This window comes from Psychrobacillus sp. INOP01, assembly GCF_018140925.1.
Classification (GTDB): domain Bacteria; phylum Bacillota; class Bacilli; order Bacillales_A; family Planococcaceae; genus Psychrobacillus.
On the sequence record NZ_CP073315.1, the window covers coordinates 2,447,277 to 2,465,616 of the forward strand.

Here is an 18,340-nt window from a genome sequence, read left to right on the forward strand (position 1 = left end):
TGTTTTGTCTGTAACGAGGGAGTTTAACCATATTAGATTAACGTTCTAAACAGTTTTGAATCAAATAGAAGACCACCAACTGAATAAATAAAAATAATACTATTGACAATTTTTATTTATACTAATAAAATTAATTGAAAATGATTATCATTATTATTTAAGGGATTATCTTAATACTATCTAACAAAGGAGAAAACACTTTGAAAAAGCTATACATATCATGCCTATTTTTGTTTGTACTCATCCTAGGGGCTTGTGGAAATAATGAATCAGCGAAGAAAGATACTGCAACCGAGAAGGAGAAAGAGACATTTACTTACCAATCAGAAACTGGACCTATTGAAGTTCCTAAAGATCCCCAAAGAGTAATTGCCCTTACTAACGGTCCTAATGCATTGGCCTTAGATGCGAACATCGTCGGCATTGATGAATGGACGAATACGAATCCACTTTTTGAAGAAAAGCTTAAGGGAGTAGAAGTCGTATCAGAGGATAACTTGGAGAAAATCATTGAACTGGAACCAGATCTAATCATAGCTGGATCGTATATGAAAAATATTGATAAACTAAATGAGATTGCTCCTACTGTAGTTTACACGTGGGGGAAACTGGATTATTTAACACAGCAAACTGAAATCGGAAAACTCTTAAATAAAGAAACGGAAGCAAAAGAATGGGTCAAAGATTTCCAAGAGCGTGCTAAATCTGCAGGCGAAGCCATTCAAGCAAAAATCGGTGAAGATGCTACCGTTTCTGTAATAGAAAGTGGAGATAAAGAGTTTTATGTATTCGGAAATAATTATGCACGCGGAACAGAAGTATTGTATCAAGCAATGAATTTGAAAATGCCAGATAAAGTACAGGAACTAGCACTTGAATCAGGTATCTATACTTTTTCTTCGGAAATGCTGCCCGAATTTGCTGGGGATTACGTAATCTTAAGTAAAAACCCTGAGGTTGATAATTCCTTTATGGAGACTGAGTTATGGAAAAACATACCTGCAGTTAAAAATAATCAGGTATATGAAATAAATACCAAAGCATCTACCTACAGTGATCCAATCACTCTAGATTATCTTCTGGAATTTTTCGAAGAGTCGTTTCTTAGTAACTAGAAAGCAATGAAGTATTCTTATAATATGAATTACTAGGCATAGTTGTCCCAGCGTCGGAAATCGACCCTGTGTAAAAAACAATCATGAATGTTTAAATTATCATGTTTGTTTCTTACACAGGGTTTTTTAGTTGACTAAAAAAGTATACAAAAACAGGTGTAGAAAAAGATATATTTTTCTACACCTGTTTAAATTTAAGGGCTTATTTGGCACTTCGGTGCTTCATAAATCTGCAATTTTTTTAAAATCATTCCCGGTTGGATTCTGGAATAATTGAATTCCAAACTCCGGTGCTACGGCGAAAAGATGGTCAAAGATATCGGCTTGAACTGTTTCATACAAAGCCCATTGTATATCATTGGTAAATGCATATATTTCTATTGGTAGCCCGCTTTCGGTTGGTGCTAACTGTCTAACCATTAAGGTCATTTCCTGATTAATTCCAGGATGGTGTTTAAGATAGTTGCTAATATACGCTCTAAATACACCAATATTCGTAAGAGCCCTTCCATTCACTGGATTGCTTTGATTAACTTTATTTCTCGTATTATATTCTGCAATTTCGCGTTCTCTATGGGTTACATAGTCCGAAAGGTAGTGAATATTTTTAAAGTTATTGATCATCTCCTCAGTACAAAACGAAATACTGTTTGTATCAATAAATAATGAACGCTTGATCCGTCGTCCTCCAGAGTTTTGCATCCCTCGCCAATTTATAAAAGAATCGGATATTAGAGCATAGCTTGGAATCATCGTAATCGTTTTATCAAAGTTTTGTACTTTTACAGTATTTAGGGAGATATCAATAATGTCTCCGTCTGCACCGTATTTCGGCATTTCAATCCAGTCACCAACCTGAACCATATCATTGGTCGACAACTGAATCCCCGCAACAAGACCTAATAATGAATCTTTAAAAACCAACATGAACACGGCGGAGAGAGCACCAATTCCACTTAGAAGAAGCAGGGGGCTCTTCCCTATCAGGTTCGCGATCACCATAATGACCCCAAGCGTTATGATAATAATTTTTACCACTTGAATATACCCTTTAATAGGCTTGGTCCTAGATACTTCATAGTTTTGATAAATATCATTCATTGCATTTAAAGCGCTGCTGATAATTACTAACCCCATAATTATTAAATATGCTATTGCAACCTTTTCAATCAAATATCGAAAGGATTCTGGTAATGTGGAAGCAAAGAAGTAAATAATAATCGCTGGAACAATATGCGATAGCTTATGAAAAACCTTCCTTTCCAAAAGCATATCATCCCAGCGGAATTTAGTGTTTTTCACGATTTTAGAGATTACCCTAATTACTACTTTTTTAGTGATAAAATTAGCTACAATACAGATAAGCATTATTAAAAGAAGCATGATAATAATGGAAAGATACCAAGCTAAAGTAATATCCATATCAAATTTTAAAAGTTGGTTACGAATGTAATTCATATATTTCACCTCATTGTATGTATTATTGTTGGTACCATAGTATGCACCTCATTTTTGTAACAAGCGTAATGAGGTAATAACCATTGTATCAGAAAAAATTAATCTTCACTTTCTTCGGCACTTCGCGAGTAAACATTCTAAGATATAAAAACAATAGAGATTTATATCCTGAGTTATTTAATATGTAAGTGGGGTGGAATGTATGGATGTGAAATCGGAATTAAAAAAAGTCTACATCAATAGACTTTTACAATCTCAAAAAAAAATATCTGAATTTGAAGAAGCGTTAAGTAATCTCGTTAGTTTAGGGGATAAGTCAGTTATTACTGAATTATGCATGGGATTTGACGATGATACTGAGCAATATGAAATAATGTTTGGACTAGTACATGGAATAGAGCATCTCTATAAAGAAAGTATTGAAGAAGGTTTATACCTAATAGCTTTAGCTGTCCCAAGTGTTATTGATAGAGCGAGAGAATGGATGGAAGTTTTACATTACAGAATTTTAAATCATGAACAAGTAAGAAGAATATACGTTAATGTACTATCTAAACTAGATATCAAGACAAAAGAGATAATAATAAACTTATTAAGAGACATAAAAAGTGAAGATCCAAATATGTTTGGTAATTCTGTAGATGAAGTATTAAAACCTATATAAAGTGAGAAGTAGTCCGAATAATTAACCATATAATACACATCCTATTCCTGTGTTTAGGAGGTGAACTTATGACTAATCAAGGGAATAATCAAAATCAAAGAAATAACAAAAGTGTCGCAAATAGCATCAAAAATACAGCAGGCTCTGCATTTGAAACAGCGCATAATGCTTTAGAGGCTACAGAAAATGTTGCAATGAACACTGTTGATGCAACTAAGAACGCTGCAAAGAATTTAACAGGTAACTCAAAAAAGAATCGTTAACATAGAATTGTGCAACTCTTTTACTTAAAGAATGTTAGAAAAAAACGCCCATTGGGCGTTTTTTTGTTCGATGTGTAAGATCCCGATCTTGTGAAAGAAGTTCTTCAGGTAATAAAAGTATTGACGCGGGAAGGAATGACGATGATTATAGCTACACATGAAATGAACTTTACATAAGATGTCGCAGATAGAGCCATTTTTAAAGGAGAAATAGTGGAACTAGGCACATCAGAAGAAATCTTCCTCAAGCCCAAAAAAGAATCGAGAGAAAAAGGCAGTTCTTGTCGATAGTTGAGTAATAGAAAAAAGATTACCAGGGGCTGATGAATTTTGACTAGAAAGGTCTAAACAAGAGTGCGGAGCTTCTGAAGCCAACTTAGAGGATAATGTCGTAAAAAGAAAGATTAGGTTATTAACTTGCAGATTTTCTTTCGAAAATGAATAAATAATAGGTGAAGGATTTGTTACAATTCCTCTTAATCTATTGCAGAGATTAAAATCCTCTTGAAAGCAGTATCAACTGGTTTTTGGGGGGCTTTTTGTGTGATGAGGATTAATAGTATTGAAGTGACATAATAAAGGTTCAGAGAATATGAAAGCGATGGCAGGTATTTAGAAACCATTTAGAAAAACTAAATTAATACATTAGTGGTGATTGGTGTGATGTGTTTACACTCCTTAAGAATCATTTTCCGAATTTACTGGAATCTACCTTTACCTTCCATGTAAAAAATGGAATATTATAACTAATAGGGTATGAGGAGGAGTTTAATGTTTCGAGAAAGGAAGATATCATATAATAAAGTAAACAGGTGTGATTTATACTTTTTTAATAGAACAAAAGAGTCAAAGGTGTGCCTATGAAAATACTAGATGTAGATTTACTTCAAGGTGGGCTAAAGAGAAATATTACAATGTTGGACAGGCTTGGAAGTGAAGTAGAAGCAATCCATCGTTCAGTAGAAGGATTAGTAGGGATGGAAGACGAACTTAAAGGAGAAGGAGGAAGTGCCATTCGTGCTTTCTATGCGGAATGTCATCTGCCATTACTTCAACAATTTCTCGTTTCTGCTGCTGGTTATAAGCTAGTGCTTCAACAGATGGAAGGCGCTCTAGATTCCCTCGAACCAGATACGTCCGGTCATATTGTGGAGCAATTTCTAGAGGGTGAAGTAGAGCAGGGACTTACTACAATCGCACAACTGACTGAAAACCTAACGAATGAGTCAAACAGTATTATGGACCAGGTCAGCGATATAGTGGCACTTCCGCATCTGGATGATAGTGGAGTACAAGAAGGCGTTCTAAATGCAAAAAGAAAACGAGACGATACAGTAAATCGGCTTCAAGAATTTGATGCAACACAGACAGCAGCCTTACTACCTTTCGAGCAAGACATGCAGGCAATGGATATGTGGATCAATAACATGGAAGAGATGTTCGCAAGTAATCTCACGGATATCCACTTTCAAACAGATCGTTGGGCGGAGCTGGCTTCACGGAATAAATTTCAGACTGAACTGATATATCATTCAGTATCGTTTGCTGGATTTTCAAACAAACCAAATAAAGAAAATCAGTTAAATATGATGTTTAATACATTTATATCTAGTGCGAGACCAATCCTTTTTGGCTACGGTGGACTAATCAATCGACCAAGTATTCTTTTTGGTCCTGAAGCATTAGCTTTTTCCAGTTTAACCGTTCAAAGCGACAGGCAGAATAGATTAAATGATACAAGTTCAATGGATGATGAACTGAAGATGATTTATGCCGAGTTGGCGAAACAACCTAACCTAAGCAATCACCGTTCAGATATCCTAATCGATCCATTAACAGAGGATTATCTACACACGTTCGAAGGTATGAGAAAAGTGGTGGGGGGGAATGGATCAGGAACACCAGACGGTCTAGCACCAGTTGGTATGTTTGCCTACGACTTCTTTACAGAAGACTTGGCTACTATGGTTAGCTCTGAATCAACAGTAAACGAACGATTAGCGGCAGCTGCGTTTACCTTTGTTAAACCACTAAAGGTTGCAGATACTGGTCACGATTTGTTGAAAGGTGGAGAAAAGGCTAAGAATCTTGATAAGGGTACTGGTAAAGCTAGCCCTGATGTAATACGTAAAGTAGACAACAATATTCTTGATAGGATGGAATCTGTTGGAGGACATACATTAGAAAGGCATGTTGGTAAGTCCAACGATGAGCTGATTAAGAGAGCGATACAAGAGAATGTTGAAGCGGCTACTTCATTTACTGATAAAAGTACAGCAATTAAAGTTATTCAAGAAAATTTGCGTAAAAATGCAGATGATATTGCAGAATGGTTAAATGAATCTGATACAGGAAGAAAGATGTTTGACGTTTCACATAAAAATCCAATAGGCAAAGGAGCGCTGGAAGATAAAAAACAGGTTATTTACGACCTAACTAATTCTAGAGTGATCTTAATTAGAGATACGACCAATGAACTTGGGTTTAGAATTTTAACTGGTTTTCCAGTTATTAAATAATGTTAATAGGTGGGGTTATTTTGAATGAAGAATTGAAATTTGAAACGTTTAAATATTTTCTTGAATGTTATTTTAACGTAAGTGCCAACTATGATGAATTAGGGGGAATTATTAGTGATTTTAATTCATTCGAAAATATTAAATATCGCAAAAAACTTCAGGCAGAGTTAGAACTAATTTTACAACTAGAGGATTGGGATATTGTTCAGAGATTCGTTAAAAAATATGGTATGAGAAAGATGAATGAAGAGAAACTAAAATGGTTAATTCAGGCTATTTCGGAGAATTTAAATTCTGATTGAATATAGTTTAATAGATAACAAATATAGCACTTGATTGCCACTTAAGGCATTAGGTGTTTTTTTATGAGATATTAAGTTTTGGACGACATGATTATGTTTACCTGAAATTCATAGCTCATGACGGTAGTGAGTGATAGTGTAGACCTTCCGCTTTGATGGTAAGAAAAAGCTTTAAAGTACTTCTTGCTATATAAAATTAGAAACGAACTTAAAATAAGATGTTTTATTTTTAGGATGAGTTAATATAGTGTACCAGGTTCTAAAAAGATTCTATATTTTATTAGTTACTGGTTTAGAAGTAGTAGATGGAATTTTAAGTGGTCTATTTGATGTAGGGAAAGATTTGGTTACAGGTATTGTAGATATATTCCAAGACCCGAAAGCCACACTGGAAGCTACAGTAGAGGCAGTTACTAATCCCGTAGAGACATATAACACGATAAAATCGGCCATCACCACTTCCTAAGAACGATATGGTCAATGGAGATGCCAATTCCCGTGCTCACTGGGTAACCTATGCATTAGGCACTGTTGCCACTTCAGTAGTTGGAACAAAGGGTGTCGGTGCACTTACCAAATCAGGGGTTACAGTCACAAAGGCAGTTGTTCCAAAAGTAGCCGGATTAGCTAATAATGCCTCGGCATCATTAGCTAATCTATTACCTTACGGACCCCGTCCACAGTTTGCGAACGCAGGTGAAGTTCCTTATAACACAGTGAATGCAACGGGCTTGAGTGATGAGCTGATTTCCATGGGGATTGGCTCTAATAAAACGTGGGGAGGTTTTGCAAAACAAAATGTAAATGGTACAGTCGATGATTACTTTAAGTAGTAAAAGAACAATCTCCATGGCCAGATGGATTAGTTCCCCAAAAATCTATTCTTCAAACTGGAGACAGAATAGAAATGGCATTATCTAAGGGGCAAGACCCTATATACCCGGGCAGATTTGCCACGACCACAGAAACTATTACTGATGTAAATTATGTCAGAGAAGAACTTGCTGTAAAAATAGATTGGAAACCAGAGATAGATAAAGTTGTCGTGTACGAAGTTAAAGAAGGAGTAAGAGTTCCTACTTTAAAAGGTCCAGTTGGTCCACAAGTAGATCTTGCAACTAATAATTACCTACCAGGAGGAGCAGATCAAGTCAATATATTGTTAGGAAGAGAAGTTAACTTAATGGATTACTTTGATATTCTCTCTGTTTGGCCAATTAAATAGAAAGGAGTGTTAACAAAAATGGTTAACAATTTATTATACAATTCTCAACTTGTGAGCTGGATTTTTGATGGAAAAGAAATTGCAATTAATATAGAAAATATATTTTTTGCTTCAGTTGATGAAAAAAATGAATATGTGTATGTAAACGTTGGTGAAAATTACATTAAAGATAAAGTTTACTATTTTAATTTCGATGGAACTCTAAAAATGTTCTATGATTTGTTTACTGGCAGTATAGAGTGGGATTACGAAAAGGAGAAACTAACGCTTGTTATTAAAGATTTAATAGAAATAGGATATTTCCCTAAAAAAGAAGTTATTCTTGTTTTATTCAATGAAGATAAGCGAGAGGTCAAAGGGTTAAATTTAGCAGGGGATTACTTGTATGAAATAGAAGCACCTGTAGGATACAAAATGATGTATTTCGAAGAATTTCCAGATAATGTTGCTGTTGTTTGTGATGGGGATAAACTACGGGAAGATAAGTTTGGAAGAAATAGGACGAACTTTTTACTAAATCAAGATGATGGAATCTTGTATAAAGGTAACTTAGCTTATTAATACGCAATTATGAGCAGGGCACCAGTTTCTAAAACAATTCTGTGTTGTATTAGAAACTGGTGCTTTTTTTTGACATGGCTAAAGGGAACAAAGGCTGTGCATTTAAAAAAACAACATATATGTATTATTTTCCAAAACAGCTTTCAATTAGATTGGGTGAAAAAGATTTAGTCTAGTTATATTCTTTCACTAGTAGAAGAAGTAATAGGCATGGAATACTTTATGGAGTTTCGTGTGAATAAGGGAGATAGGGGTGTTGTGAAATCGAAAGGACGTTACTATAGCTAATTACTTGTGAAAACTTCAGTCATTAATTATTAAGTAATGCTAAAGCTGTGGAGTTTTCTCTATACGTTTTACTGATGATATAATATGCTACATTAGTAAAGAGTATCATCTATTCACGCATGGAGGATTTCAAATGATTGAAGTAATAACGGTAGTAAATATGTTAGTGGAAGTAAAAAATACGAAAGATTACGAAAAAAAAGTAGAAAAGATTTTGCGGTCCAAGACCCGGTCGATTCAACATATAGAGACGATTAGTATGTCTGAACCAAATGAAAAACTGATCGTAAGTGCTTTGGTGAAGTATAGAGTGCTCATAGAAGAAAGAATGGAAAACAAGTTTTTAGATGATTATGTGGGTCTCGTTCTCCCGATGTTTTATAATCGTTTTAAAGCGATGCCAGTAAGCAATCAAATTTATAAAATATCAAGGATTAAAAAAGAATATGGTGCTCGGCGTTAATATTTGTTTTGTACATAGGGAACCTAAACAGTTCTGATTAGTAAATACTAGCACTAACCATAGTATAAGTTCTTAGTACTTATCAACTCATAACAAGTTCCTTTTCAGTTTCCTTTGTTTCTACCGATTCTAGAAAAGTAGGTGATAAGGAAGGAAATGTAAATTTAAATGTCGTTCCTTCTCCAATTTCACTTTCTACATGAATTGTGCCATTCATAGCACGTACGATACTATACACTACCATAATGCCGAGGCCTGTCCCCTTGCTTCCTTTTGTTGAATAATAAGGCTCACCTAAACGGGTCACTTGTTCAAGTGTCATACCTGAACCAGTATCTTTAATGAGAATGCTTACAGTTGTTGGTGTGCTCTCCGTTTCAACCGTTAATATTCCTCCCTTTGGCATTGCTTCTATTGCATTTTTCATGATATTTACAAAGCATTGATGAATTTTTTGTTTGTCTCCTTCAATCCCCTCTCCCGGTGAAAAAATAGAAACTATTTTGACCGAATTTCGCTTTGCCAATGGTTGTAGCAATTGAACTACTTGTTCTAGTTCTTCCTGAAGAAGTAGGGGTTCCATCGATTTAATTTCAGGATTAGAGAAATTCAAATAATCTTGAATGACTCTTTCAGCAGATTTCAGCTCGTTTTTAATAATGGAGAGGTATTGAGTATGGTTTTCTTTTGAAATAGCATCATTTTGCAAAAGTTGAACAAAACCAATTGCAGCTGTCAACGGGTTACGAATTTCATGACTAATAGCTGCACCCATTCGTTCAACAGCCTCTAACCGTTTGGATTTCATAGTGCGTTTGCGCAATTGAAAAGTCATAATAATTTCTTCAATAATATAAGAAATAATTCCGACTCCAATTGGTTGAATGACTAAATAAGCAAACCAAACTTCGGTAATACTGTGAGGTAAGTGCCAAATTCCCATCGTAAAAGTTTGGGCAAAACTGAACAGAAATGTTACGCCTACGGAAAAAAGAATTCGCTGCTTGGGAGAGCGTTTTAAAAACCATGGAGAGATTCGCCAAAAAAGAATAGCAAGCCCTCCATAATAAAGGCCAGTCATCCAAAATCCATAATCAATTGCCAAAAAACCTCTTACAAGCGTAATGAATGCAGCCAAAAAAGGACCTAAACCCATATACAAACTGCCGACAATGAACGGAACTTTTCGTAAATCAAAAACGACATTAATGCCTTCTATTTGATAAGTAAAAATAAAACAGAGTATTAAACTAATTATTAAATAGATGTTGAAGATAGCTTGGTAAGACCAAAACCCTTTCGATTTTTCTGCCCATAAAACTCCTGAAAATAGTAATACGATTAACAAGGATAAGTTGAAAAAGAAATATACTGTTAGTTCCAAGATATTATCCCTCCAATACTATTTTATGCAAAAAAGATTCATTTTCTCTTTACCTTAGTTTTATGGAGCTTAAAATGAAATTGGGAGATGGTTCCTTTGCCAACCTCACTTTGAACTTCAATTGTTCCTCTCATAGCACGTAATATACTGTAAGCAACCATCATACTGAGACCAGTTCCCTTGGGTCCCTTCGTAGAATAATGTGGTTCTCCTAGATGTTTAATTTGTTCTTTACTCAATCCTGTTCCCGTATCTTGTATTGAAATAATTATCTTGTTCTGAGTAGCAATCGTCTTGATCAATAATGCACCGCCATAAGGCATGGATTCGATCGAATTTCTCATAATATTAATAAAGCATTGGTGGAATTTCGATTTGTCTCCTTGGATCGTTCCATAGGTAGAAAACTCAGTAGAAACCTTTACTGAATGATAATTAGCCAGAGGATGTAGTAATTTTAAAATATGCGTTAATTCTTTCTGAATATCTAGTTCTTCTATTGATTCAATAATTGGTTTAGAAAAGGTTAAGTAATCTTGTATGATACCTTCAGCAGAATCTAATTCATCTTTTATAATGGAGAGATATTTTGTTCTTTTATTATTATCAAGAGAAACTTGGGCGAGGAGCTCAATAAATCCAATTGCTGTAGTTAATGGATTTCTAATTTCATGAGATATTGCAGCCCCCATTTGTTCGACTGCAGCCAACTTTTCTTCGACTATTAACTGTTGTTGCAACTGTTGATTCTTTTCTCTTATTTCAATAAGGGAAGAAATCATGGCAACCCCAAGTGGTGGGACTATTACATAGGCTATTATTATGTCTAGCAATTGGTCAGGAGATACTGTGTTTAATGCTATGGTGAATAAGATGCCAACACTTATCAGTAAAGTAATACCGGTGGAAAAAAGTATTCGTATATTAGAAGTGAGTTTTAAAAACCAAGGAGAAATATACCATATTAAATAACTAAACACGGTATAAAATGCAACTGCTATAAAGAATCCAACGTCTATTCCATGAAATGCACGAAAGAAAATAACCAAAAATCCTAGTATAGGACTGAACCTCAAATAGAGGCCGCCCAATAAAAAAGGAATTATCCTCAAATCTAAAACATACTCACCTTGTATGGGATAGGAAAAAAGAAAACAAAGTATTATCGAGAAAACAAAATAAAATAAGCCTGCTCGTTTGTGTAAATGGATACTACCGACTCTCTTATCTAATAGAAAAAAAGTAAAAAATAAAATCATTAATAAGGAAAGATTAAATAGAAAATGCATTGTGATAATTCCCAATATATACCTCTTCTAATAATTTATATAAATTAATAGTAACGAAAGAATGTGGAATACACAATACTTCTTTAATGAATATTCAGAAGATTCATCCAGAAATTTGTATAAAGGTGGTAGAAAGGGAGTGAGATTAATACAAGAGCTCTCAAATAGGAGTAGGACTGACGATGAACATTCCTTAGTCCTGTATCAACAGTAAACGAACGATTAGCGGGCAGCTGCGTTTACCTTTGTTAAACCATTAAAGGTTGCAGATACTGGTCACGATTTGTTGAAAGGTGGGGAAAAGGCTTCTTTCACTAATAAGGGTATCCAACAAGCTGTACTTGTCAGATTAGTAGAGGTATAAAACATGCAGGCAAGCATATCCCGGTTGCAGTGGCCGAAGAGCTAGTCTCGTATATTGAAATATTTACTGAAGCCGGAGAGGGGAAATAACCCCAGTAGAACGGAGGGATAAAGTAGCATAAAAAACATAAAAGTGTGGGATGGAGGGTAGCTCCACCCCACTTTTTTAGGGGCTGTAAAATTATTGTGGGACGAGGAAGAACCTGTCCCTGCGATCCACGTTACTATTGGTGTAACTTAATTTTCTGGAACGAAGTATATTACAGAAGGACCAGATGCACCGCCTGGAAGACTCGTGACAAAATCGTATTGATTCCCGTTGGCTCCGATTTTTTCAGACGCAAACTTCCATGCATTTACATAGCTTAGGAACCCGGTAGTTTTAAGTTTACCGTTCCATTGCATAGCAAAATGACCAAATCCACCTGCAGGGTTATCATAGATGGAGAGTTGCTGTGGACTTTGTAAACTATTTTCCACTTTAACGTCTAAATTATATAAAACACCGTAGTTCCCATTGTTGATCACTGGTTTGTTTCCATCGACTACACTAATACCTTCTTCGTATTCTCCCGGTAATTTATCGCTCCATTGACCAGAGGCAGCAGATGAAAGTCGAACATAGGCATTTCCTAATGCGGTATCATACGTAAGTATACCCTCACGATCAAAATGTGGAAAACTTCCGCGAACATGTGAGTCAGGCGGTAAGATTTCAACAGAAAGTGGGTCGGTTGGCCGTTCTACATAGTTAAGTGTGGTTGCGGTGACCGTGGCCTGCTGGTGACTGTGTTTCGTATAGACAACATATTGGGCAATCCCACTTACTGTTTCTCCATCGTCTGCATTTGTTTCCAGGTAATAGCTTTCACCAGGCTGCAAGGTTTTAATGTATTTTTTTTTAGCCTTTTCTTCTAGGAATTGTACTAACGCTTCTTTGCCAGCTACATCAGGATAAATACTAACTGAAGCTCCAACTCCTTTAGAATACAGCATCACTGGTTCATCCGAAGTATTCGTTAGGGCTAGGCTGACGTTTCGATTCTCTCCACTAACATTTTGATGATGCCAAAATACACGGAATTCACCTGTAGCTGTGTCGCGATAAAACGCACCATTGTCGGAGTATGTTTCTGGTGAATCACTTAGTATCAGTTTTCCTCCTGTTTGTTTTAATTCTGGTTTTTCTAGATGAACCGCAGGCTTAAGGGTTTCTATTGGTACATAATTTTCATTGGCAAATGACTGGTTTGGCAGAAGAAATGCCAATAGAACAGTACCTAAAACTAAAGCAGACTTCATTTTCATTCCTTTTCCTCCTCTCAATTTTATTGAAATCCCAATAATGACTGTCAAATTTTCTTAAGAGGTTGAGATGGGAATTCAATATTTGTAATATTCTATACTTATTGAATTTTTCCTCCTTTTTATTAAAAAAAGGGGGATAGATTTTCTTTTTTAGTGAGTGATGGAAAAGGCACTTGTAAATGTAGAGAAATGGTGAGTCGATAAGCTTTCCTTGTGAACACCAAAAACTTGCTCAGAGCATTGACGAATCGAGAGGGATTTTGTATTCTGTACTTGGAGGATAAATCCTCTTTTTATGTAAATGGAGGAATATTTCTTCAAATAGATTTCAGAACCAATATAAAGGAGAATTTTTATGCCGAAGACTGAGAAAGTGAACCCTCTTTTAATTATTAAATCAGTTTATAATTCGCTTACGAAAACAGAGCAAAAGGTAGCTGATTATATTATGGTCAATCATGCGGAAGCTGTGTATTCCTCTGTAACTGATTTAGCGGAAGTGGTGGGGGTTGGTGAAACAACCGTATTGCGTTTTTGTAGAAAATTAGGATATAGAGGATTTCAAGAATTTAAATTAGCAATTGCACAAAATCTAATGGAAGTTGACGAACAAGTTTATGGGAAAATTGATGAACAAGATTCAGTTGATATAGTCGCGAAAAAGATAGCTACTCAAAATGTAAGTGCTTTAAATGATACTGTGGCATTACTCCGAGAGAGTACTTTGCAGGCTGCGGTAGACAAGATTAACAGTGCAAACAAGATCTATTTCTTTGGTGTGGGCTCATCTGGAATTACGGCATTGGATGGCAAACATAGATTAATGAGACTGGGCTATAATACAGAACATGTTTCTGATTCACATATCATGTCAATGACTGCTTCGTTATTAGGCGAAGAGGATTTAATTATTGCAATCTCTTCATCAGGGAGTACAAAGGACGTTGTGGATGCAATTGAAATTGCGAAGGAAAACAATGCTTGTATTATTTGTATAACAAATCAAGCTAGATCACCTATTACAAAGTATGCAGATTTAATTCTTCTGGCTGCAAATAAGGAATCGCCATTTGAAGGTGGAATTTTTTCTTCCAAGATTGCTCAGCTTTTACTATTAGATGTTCTGGCAACGAATGCTGCTCTTTGCAATAAAGAACAAGCGTCCAAAGCAATAAAAAGTACAGCAGAATCAGTTCTTGATAAATTGTACTAACAAACTAATAGAAAAAAGGTGAAAATCATGATTTCTTCAAATAATAAACTATTTGAAGTTCTTGAATATATAGTGGATTTGGTTCTATTAAACTTTTTATTCATAATATGCTCACTTCCATTGGTAACTGCTTACCCTGCCTTTGTAGCATTGGTAGGAACTATTAAAGATATGTCTGAAGATAAACCAATACCAGCTTGGAAACAATTTTTTAAGCTTTTTTATGATTATCTTAAAAAAGGAATTAAAATTTGGCTGGTTCTTCTATTTGTTTCAGTCGTCATAATAGGGGACATTATGGCTGCTAATTATTTGCCAAATACATTACAGAGTTTTCTTCTACCCTTTAATATAATTGCGACTATTTTATTCTTTGGGGTATTTAGCAATCTTACAAAACTATTTATTTTGGGTGAACATCGTATTAAAACATTATTTATTCGTAGTTTTTTTCTATTCATTAGACAACCTCTAAAGCCCTTGCTTATCATTTTTATCAATGCAATTATTGTCATACTCTCAGTCTATCTTAGGTTTGTTCCGTTTATTATTACTCTCAGTCTTCTTGCATTTACCTATTATTATCTTATGTTCGCTAGGGATCATGAACTAGATAATAGTTAGACTAGAATGAAAAATGGAGATTTTTTTTAAAATAAAATAAAAAGGTGGATTTAATCTCCAATAAATGATACATTTCTAATAGAGAGTTAATTCTCTAATGAAAGCGCTTTATGAAAACGTTTTCTTTTTCTTTTTCTGTTTCGAAGAACGTAAAAAAGTATCTAGATTAAACAAAAACAAAAAAACATTAGTGGGGGGAATTGCAATGAGTAAAGGTTTCAAAAAAGTACTATCTTTTGCTATGGTGTTCTTACTTGTTTTAGGTGTCCTAGCTGCATGTAGCTCTGAAGGTTCTGGAACAAAGGATTCAGGCTCGGATACGGGTAAAGACGAAAAAACAACAGTTGAATTTTGGACAATTTCGCTTCAACCAACATTTAATGATTATTTCAATGACCTTATTGCAAAATACGAAGAAGAGAATCCGGGTGTAAAAATTGACTGGAAAGACTTCCCGTATGATGCGGTTCAGAACAAATTAATGACAAGTATTGCAAGTAAAAAAGCTCCTGACGTAGTTAACTTAAATACTGTCATGGCAAACCAAATGGCTTCAAAAGGTGCTTTAGTTGATTTCAACCAAGAATTAACGGACGAGCAAAAAGGGATTTATTTTGAAGGAATCTATAATTCGACTTTGCAGGGTGAAGGAGCATATGCACTTCCATGGTATACAGGTATCCCGGTTCTTTATATCAATAAGTCATTAGCAGAAAAAGCTGGTATTGATGTAAATAATCCTCCACAAACAAAAGAAGATCTAGCAAACTGGGGTAAACAAATTGCAGACAAAACAGATTCTTTTGGATACGTATTCACTATGGAAACTCGCTCTATCCTTGAAGAGGGTTTCAAAATTGTAGAAGGCGATAAAGCGATATTCAATAACGATGAAGTAAAAGAATATATCCAAGGCAATATTGATTTAATCGAAGCTGGTGTTATTCCAAAGGATATTCCAGCATTTGATAAACAAGTTCAATTATTTGGTAGTGAACAAGTAGGTATGATTATCTCAAGTTCTTCGTTTATTAACCAATTAAAAACAGCTTCACCAGATGTATATGAAAATACAATCGCTGTTCCAGCGCCAGTTGGAAAAGCAGGCATTCGTTATACAAACACTATGAATCTAGTTGTTCCTAAGCAATCTAAGAATGTAGATGCTGCAACTGCATTTGCACATTATGTAACAAATGATGCGAATCAATTAGCATTCTCGAAAGCAGCAAATACACTTCCTTCTACTAAAGAAGCTGCGAAGGATGAGCACTTCTATAAAAATGATGGAACATTAGAAGGTCAAGCTTTAACTGCCTCTGTTGAAAGCTTAGACAAAGCAACAGACTTTTACCTTGGTATTGAAAATGCTGGTGACGTGGATAGTGCAATAAATAAACATTTACAAAACATCTACATCAATGATCAAGATCTTGATGCTGAGCTTGAAGCAGCTGAGAAAGAAGTTAATGATATCCTAGCTCGTTAATATATGAAAACAGAATGGGCAGATGAATTTCTGCCCATTTTCGATTAGGAGGAAAAACCCTATGGGAAAGAAAAGAACTGTCGGTTTTAGCAGATTTTCCGAGGTTCAAACTGCGTGGCTTTTTATGGCGCCAGGGTTACTATTACTTGCTCTATTTACCTTTTGGCCGATTATTTTCAGTCTACCTTTGGCATTTACGAACTATTCAGTAATAGGTGAAACATCATTCGTAGGACTAGACAACTTTAAACGTGCATTTTCTGATGTTGATTTTATTGCTTCTATTAAAAATTCTCTACTATATATGATTATTGTTCCTTTTATTCAAATTATATCCATTTTAATGGCTATACTAGTGAATCAAAAAATAGCAGGTATTAAGTTTTTTAGGACTGCCTATTATATTCCAGTTGTTACATCTATGGTTGCTGTTGCGATTATCTGGGGTTGGTTAATGAGTTCGAATGGAGTACTTAACTATCTATTAATGTCTGTTGGTTTATTAGATGAAAAGATTAACTGGTTGTCTGATAAAGATACAGCCCTTTGGGCATTAATGTTTATCACCTTATGGAAAGGCTTAGGTTATTATATGATGATCTATCTTGCTGGCCTACAAGCTGTTCCAACGGATTGTATCGAGGCTGCAAAAATCGATGGTGCAAGTAACTTCCAAATTATTAGAAAGATTATCCTTCCTTTGTTAAAGCCATATGTATTCTTCTGTACCTTAATTTCCTTAATGGCAGCTATTCGAGTATTCGATGAAGTCTTCGTCTTAACGTCTGGTGGACCTGGTAATTCTACATTAACAAGTAGTGTGTATATCTACCAGCAAGGATTTGAACAATTTGAATTTGGATATTCATCCGCACTAGGCTTAATTGTTAGTTTCATTATTATGTTCTTTAGTATTTTCATCTTCGTGTTTAACAGGAAGGGTGGTGTAAATCCATATTAATATGGATAAGCCTATGAAAAATACAAATCAACTAAAAAGAATTATCAGTAAATTTTTTGTTTATGTGTTGTTAATCATATTTGCCATCTTTATGATGGGACCATTCCTTTGGTTGATCAGTGTATCTCTCATGCCTGGAAAAAATATTTTTGCATTTCCACCTGCAATACTTCCAACCTTTATTGATTTCAAAAACTATTTGGAAGTATGGGAGTATATGGACTTTCTTAAATATATTTGGAATACGGTTATTATCACATTCTTAGGTGTAACCCTTAGTCTTTTATTCAGTGCTTTAACGGCATATCCGTTAGCTATTTTCAAGTTTAAAGGTAGAAACTTTATTTTCCTGTTGCTCGTCTCAACGATGATTATTCCAGCAGCTGCAGCACTTGTCGTTAACTATTTAACAATTAACTCGATGGGATTAATTAATACCTTTACTGGGGTTGTCCTTCCAACACTTGTTTCTGTATTTAATGTCTTCCTATTCAGACAAGCATTCATGGGAATCCCAACCGATATCAGAGACTCTGGAAAAATGGATGGCGCATCCGAATTTCGAATTTGGGGTCAATTAATGATGCCGATGATTAAACCAGCAGTTGCGGTTGTTGGACTATTTGAATTTATGGCGAACTGGAATAGCTTCCTGTGGCCAATTATTGTATTAAATACCGAAAAATACCCATTAGCTTCTGCATTAAGCTTCTTAAATGGACAGTTTTCATATAACTTTGGGTGGATTGCTGCTGGTACGGTAATCTCTGTATTGCCAATCATCTTCGTATTCTTATTTACGCAAAAATACTATATGGAAGGAATTTCAGGAGCAGTTAAAGGATAATGCA

The 18,340-nt window shown here is 35.1% G+C and carries 19 protein-coding genes and 1 pseudogene; 16 read left to right on the top strand and 4 right to left on the bottom strand.

Annotation, left to right across the window (positions count from 1 at the left end):
* Positions 1-200: 200 nt before the first annotated feature.
* Positions 201-1,115, top strand: coding sequence for an iron-hydroxamate ABC transporter substrate-binding protein (locus KD050_RS12375; protein ID WP_211892665.1), 915 nt, complete (start codon positions 201-203; stop codon positions 1,113-1,115).
* Positions 1,116-1,337: 222 nt separating this feature from the next.
* Here the strand turns inward: KD050_RS12375 and KD050_RS12380 are convergent, their stop codons facing one another.
* Positions 1,338-2,573, bottom strand: coding sequence for a mechanosensitive ion channel family protein (locus tag KD050_RS12380; protein ID WP_211892666.1), 1,236 nt, complete (start codon positions 2,571-2,573; stop codon positions 1,338-1,340).
* A 202-nt stretch (positions 2,574-2,775) separates the two neighbouring features.
* On the opposite strand from KD050_RS12380, the gene KD050_RS12385 reads away from it, so the two are divergent.
* The 10 genes and pseudogenes from KD050_RS12385 to KD050_RS12430 all read left to right on the top strand — a co-directional run bounded on the left by KD050_RS12385 (position 2,776) and on the right by KD050_RS12430 (position 8,858).
* The gene (locus KD050_RS12385; RefSeq protein WP_211892667.1) at positions 2,776-3,237 is read left to right on the top strand and encodes an Imm30 family immunity protein; all 462 of its coding nucleotides are present in this window, start codon (positions 2,776-2,778) and stop codon (positions 3,235-3,237) included.
* 68 nt (positions 3,238-3,305) lie between these two features.
* The gene (locus KD050_RS12390; protein WP_211892668.1) at positions 3,306-3,500 is read left to right on the top strand and encodes a hypothetical protein; all 195 of its coding nucleotides are present in this window, start codon (positions 3,306-3,308) and stop codon (positions 3,498-3,500) included.
* A 78-nt stretch (positions 3,501-3,578) separates the two neighbouring features.
* Positions 3,579-3,791, top strand: a pseudogene (locus tag KD050_RS21525) (ectoine/hydroxyectoine ABC transporter ATP-binding protein EhuA); the annotation flags it as partial.
* A 569-nt stretch (positions 3,792-4,360) separates the two neighbouring features.
* Positions 4,361-6,019, top strand: coding sequence for a ribonuclease YeeF family protein (locus tag KD050_RS12400; RefSeq protein ID WP_235753994.1), 1,659 nt, complete (start codon positions 4,361-4,363; stop codon positions 6,017-6,019).
* A 20-nt stretch (positions 6,020-6,039) separates the two neighbouring features.
* On the top strand, positions 6,040-6,321 hold the full coding sequence (locus KD050_RS12405) for a hypothetical protein (RefSeq protein WP_211892669.1): 282 nt from the start codon (positions 6,040-6,042) through the stop codon (positions 6,319-6,321).
* Between the two features lie 247 nt (positions 6,322-6,568).
* A complete protein-coding gene (locus KD050_RS12410) occupies positions 6,569-6,787 on the top strand; it encodes a hypothetical protein (RefSeq protein ID WP_211892670.1) in 219 nt (72 codons plus the stop codon).
* Positions 6,788-6,794: 7 nt separating this feature from the next.
* Positions 6,795-7,154 (top strand): hypothetical protein, encoded by a 360-nt coding sequence (locus tag KD050_RS12415; protein ID WP_211892671.1) that lies wholly within the window; start codon positions 6,795-6,797, stop codon positions 7,152-7,154.
* A 74-nt stretch (positions 7,155-7,228) separates the two neighbouring features.
* On the top strand, positions 7,229-7,546 hold the full coding sequence (locus KD050_RS12420; protein WP_211892672.1) for a hypothetical protein: 318 nt from the start codon (positions 7,229-7,231) through the stop codon (positions 7,544-7,546).
* Between the two features lie 18 nt (positions 7,547-7,564).
* A complete protein-coding gene (locus KD050_RS12425; protein WP_211892673.1) occupies positions 7,565-8,107 on the top strand; it encodes a hypothetical protein in 543 nt (180 codons plus the stop codon).
* Between the two features lie 421 nt (positions 8,108-8,528).
* On the top strand, positions 8,529-8,858 hold the full coding sequence (locus KD050_RS12430) for a hypothetical protein (RefSeq protein ID WP_211892674.1): 330 nt from the start codon (positions 8,529-8,531) through the stop codon (positions 8,856-8,858).
* Between the two features lie 82 nt (positions 8,859-8,940).
* Here KD050_RS12430 and KD050_RS12435 read toward each other — a convergent pair whose 3' ends face one another.
* The 3 genes from KD050_RS12435 to KD050_RS12445 all read right to left on the bottom strand — a co-directional run bounded on the left by KD050_RS12435 (position 8,941) and on the right by KD050_RS12445 (position 13,202).
* The gene (locus KD050_RS12435; protein WP_211892675.1) at positions 8,941-10,242 is read right to left on the bottom strand and encodes an ATP-binding protein; all 1,302 of its coding nucleotides are present in this window, start codon (positions 10,240-10,242) and stop codon (positions 8,941-8,943) included.
* A gap of 38 nt (positions 10,243-10,280) precedes the next feature.
* Positions 10,281-11,318, bottom strand: a complete 1,038-nt coding sequence (locus KD050_RS12440; RefSeq protein ID WP_235753805.1) for a sensor histidine kinase — start codon at positions 11,316-11,318, stop codon at positions 10,281-10,283.
* Between the two features lie 813 nt (positions 11,319-12,131).
* Complete coding sequence (locus tag KD050_RS12445) at positions 12,132-13,202, bottom strand: hypothetical protein (RefSeq protein WP_211892676.1); 1,071 nt, start codon at positions 13,200-13,202, stop codon at positions 12,132-12,134.
* 355 nt (positions 13,203-13,557) lie between these two features.
* On the opposite strand from KD050_RS12445, the gene KD050_RS12450 reads away from it, so the two are divergent.
* From KD050_RS12450 to KD050_RS12470, 5 genes are all read left to right on the top strand, one after another.
* Positions 13,558-14,415: a MurR/RpiR family transcriptional regulator gene (locus KD050_RS12450; RefSeq protein ID WP_211892677.1), complete on the top strand. Its 858-nt coding sequence runs from the start codon at positions 13,558-13,560 to the stop codon at positions 14,413-14,415.
* A gap of 27 nt (positions 14,416-14,442) precedes the next feature.
* Complete coding sequence (locus KD050_RS12455; RefSeq protein ID WP_211892678.1) at positions 14,443-15,039, top strand: DUF624 domain-containing protein; 597 nt, start codon at positions 14,443-14,445, stop codon at positions 15,037-15,039.
* Between the two features lie 205 nt (positions 15,040-15,244).
* The gene (locus KD050_RS12460; RefSeq protein ID WP_211892679.1) at positions 15,245-16,528 is read left to right on the top strand and encodes an ABC transporter substrate-binding protein; all 1,284 of its coding nucleotides are present in this window, start codon (positions 15,245-15,247) and stop codon (positions 16,526-16,528) included.
* A 61-nt stretch (positions 16,529-16,589) separates the two neighbouring features.
* Positions 16,590-17,489, top strand: coding sequence for a carbohydrate ABC transporter permease (locus KD050_RS12465; RefSeq protein WP_211892680.1), 900 nt, complete (start codon positions 16,590-16,592; stop codon positions 17,487-17,489).
* A 13-nt stretch (positions 17,490-17,502) separates the two neighbouring features.
* On the top strand, positions 17,503-18,336 hold the full coding sequence (locus KD050_RS12470) for a carbohydrate ABC transporter permease (protein ID WP_235753806.1): 834 nt from the start codon (positions 17,503-17,505) through the stop codon (positions 18,334-18,336).
* Positions 18,337-18,340 lie beyond the last annotated feature (4 nt).

Bases quoted from the DNA above. Each gene is read 5' to 3' on its own strand.
- KD050_RS12380 (WP_211892666.1), bottom strand. From the start codon at position 2,573: ATGAATTACATTCGTAACCAACTTTTAAAATTTGATATGGATATTACT.
- KD050_RS12385 (WP_211892667.1), top strand. From the start codon at position 2,776: ATGGATGTGAAATCGGAATTAAAAAAAGTCTACATCAATAGACTTTTA.
- KD050_RS12390 (WP_211892668.1), top strand. From the start codon at position 3,306: ATGACTAATCAAGGGAATAATCAAAATCAAAGAAATAACAAAAGTGTC.
- KD050_RS12400 (WP_235753994.1), top strand. From the start codon at position 4,361: ATGAAAATACTAGATGTAGATTTACTTCAAGGTGGGCTAAAGAGAAAT.
- KD050_RS12415 (WP_211892671.1), top strand. From the start codon at position 6,795: ATGGTCAATGGAGATGCCAATTCCCGTGCTCACTGGGTAACCTATGCA.
- KD050_RS12420 (WP_211892672.1), top strand. From the start codon at position 7,229: ATGGCATTATCTAAGGGGCAAGACCCTATATACCCGGGCAGATTTGCC.
- KD050_RS12425 (WP_211892673.1), top strand. From the start codon at position 7,565: ATGGTTAACAATTTATTATACAATTCTCAACTTGTGAGCTGGATTTTT.
- KD050_RS12430 (WP_211892674.1), top strand. From the start codon at position 8,529: ATGATTGAAGTAATAACGGTAGTAAATATGTTAGTGGAAGTAAAAAAT.
- KD050_RS12445 (WP_211892676.1), bottom strand. From the start codon at position 13,202: ATGAAAATGAAGTCTGCTTTAGTTTTAGGTACTGTTCTATTGGCATTT.
- KD050_RS12450 (WP_211892677.1), top strand. From the start codon at position 13,558: ATGCCGAAGACTGAGAAAGTGAACCCTCTTTTAATTATTAAATCAGTT.
- KD050_RS12455 (WP_211892678.1), top strand. From the start codon at position 14,443: ATGATTTCTTCAAATAATAAACTATTTGAAGTTCTTGAATATATAGTG.
- KD050_RS12460 (WP_211892679.1), top strand. From the start codon at position 15,245: ATGAGTAAAGGTTTCAAAAAAGTACTATCTTTTGCTATGGTGTTCTTA.
- KD050_RS12465 (WP_211892680.1), top strand. From the start codon at position 16,590: ATGGGAAAGAAAAGAACTGTCGGTTTTAGCAGATTTTCCGAGGTTCAA.
- KD050_RS12470 (WP_235753806.1), top strand. From the start codon at position 17,503: ATGAAAAATACAAATCAACTAAAAAGAATTATCAGTAAATTTTTTGTT.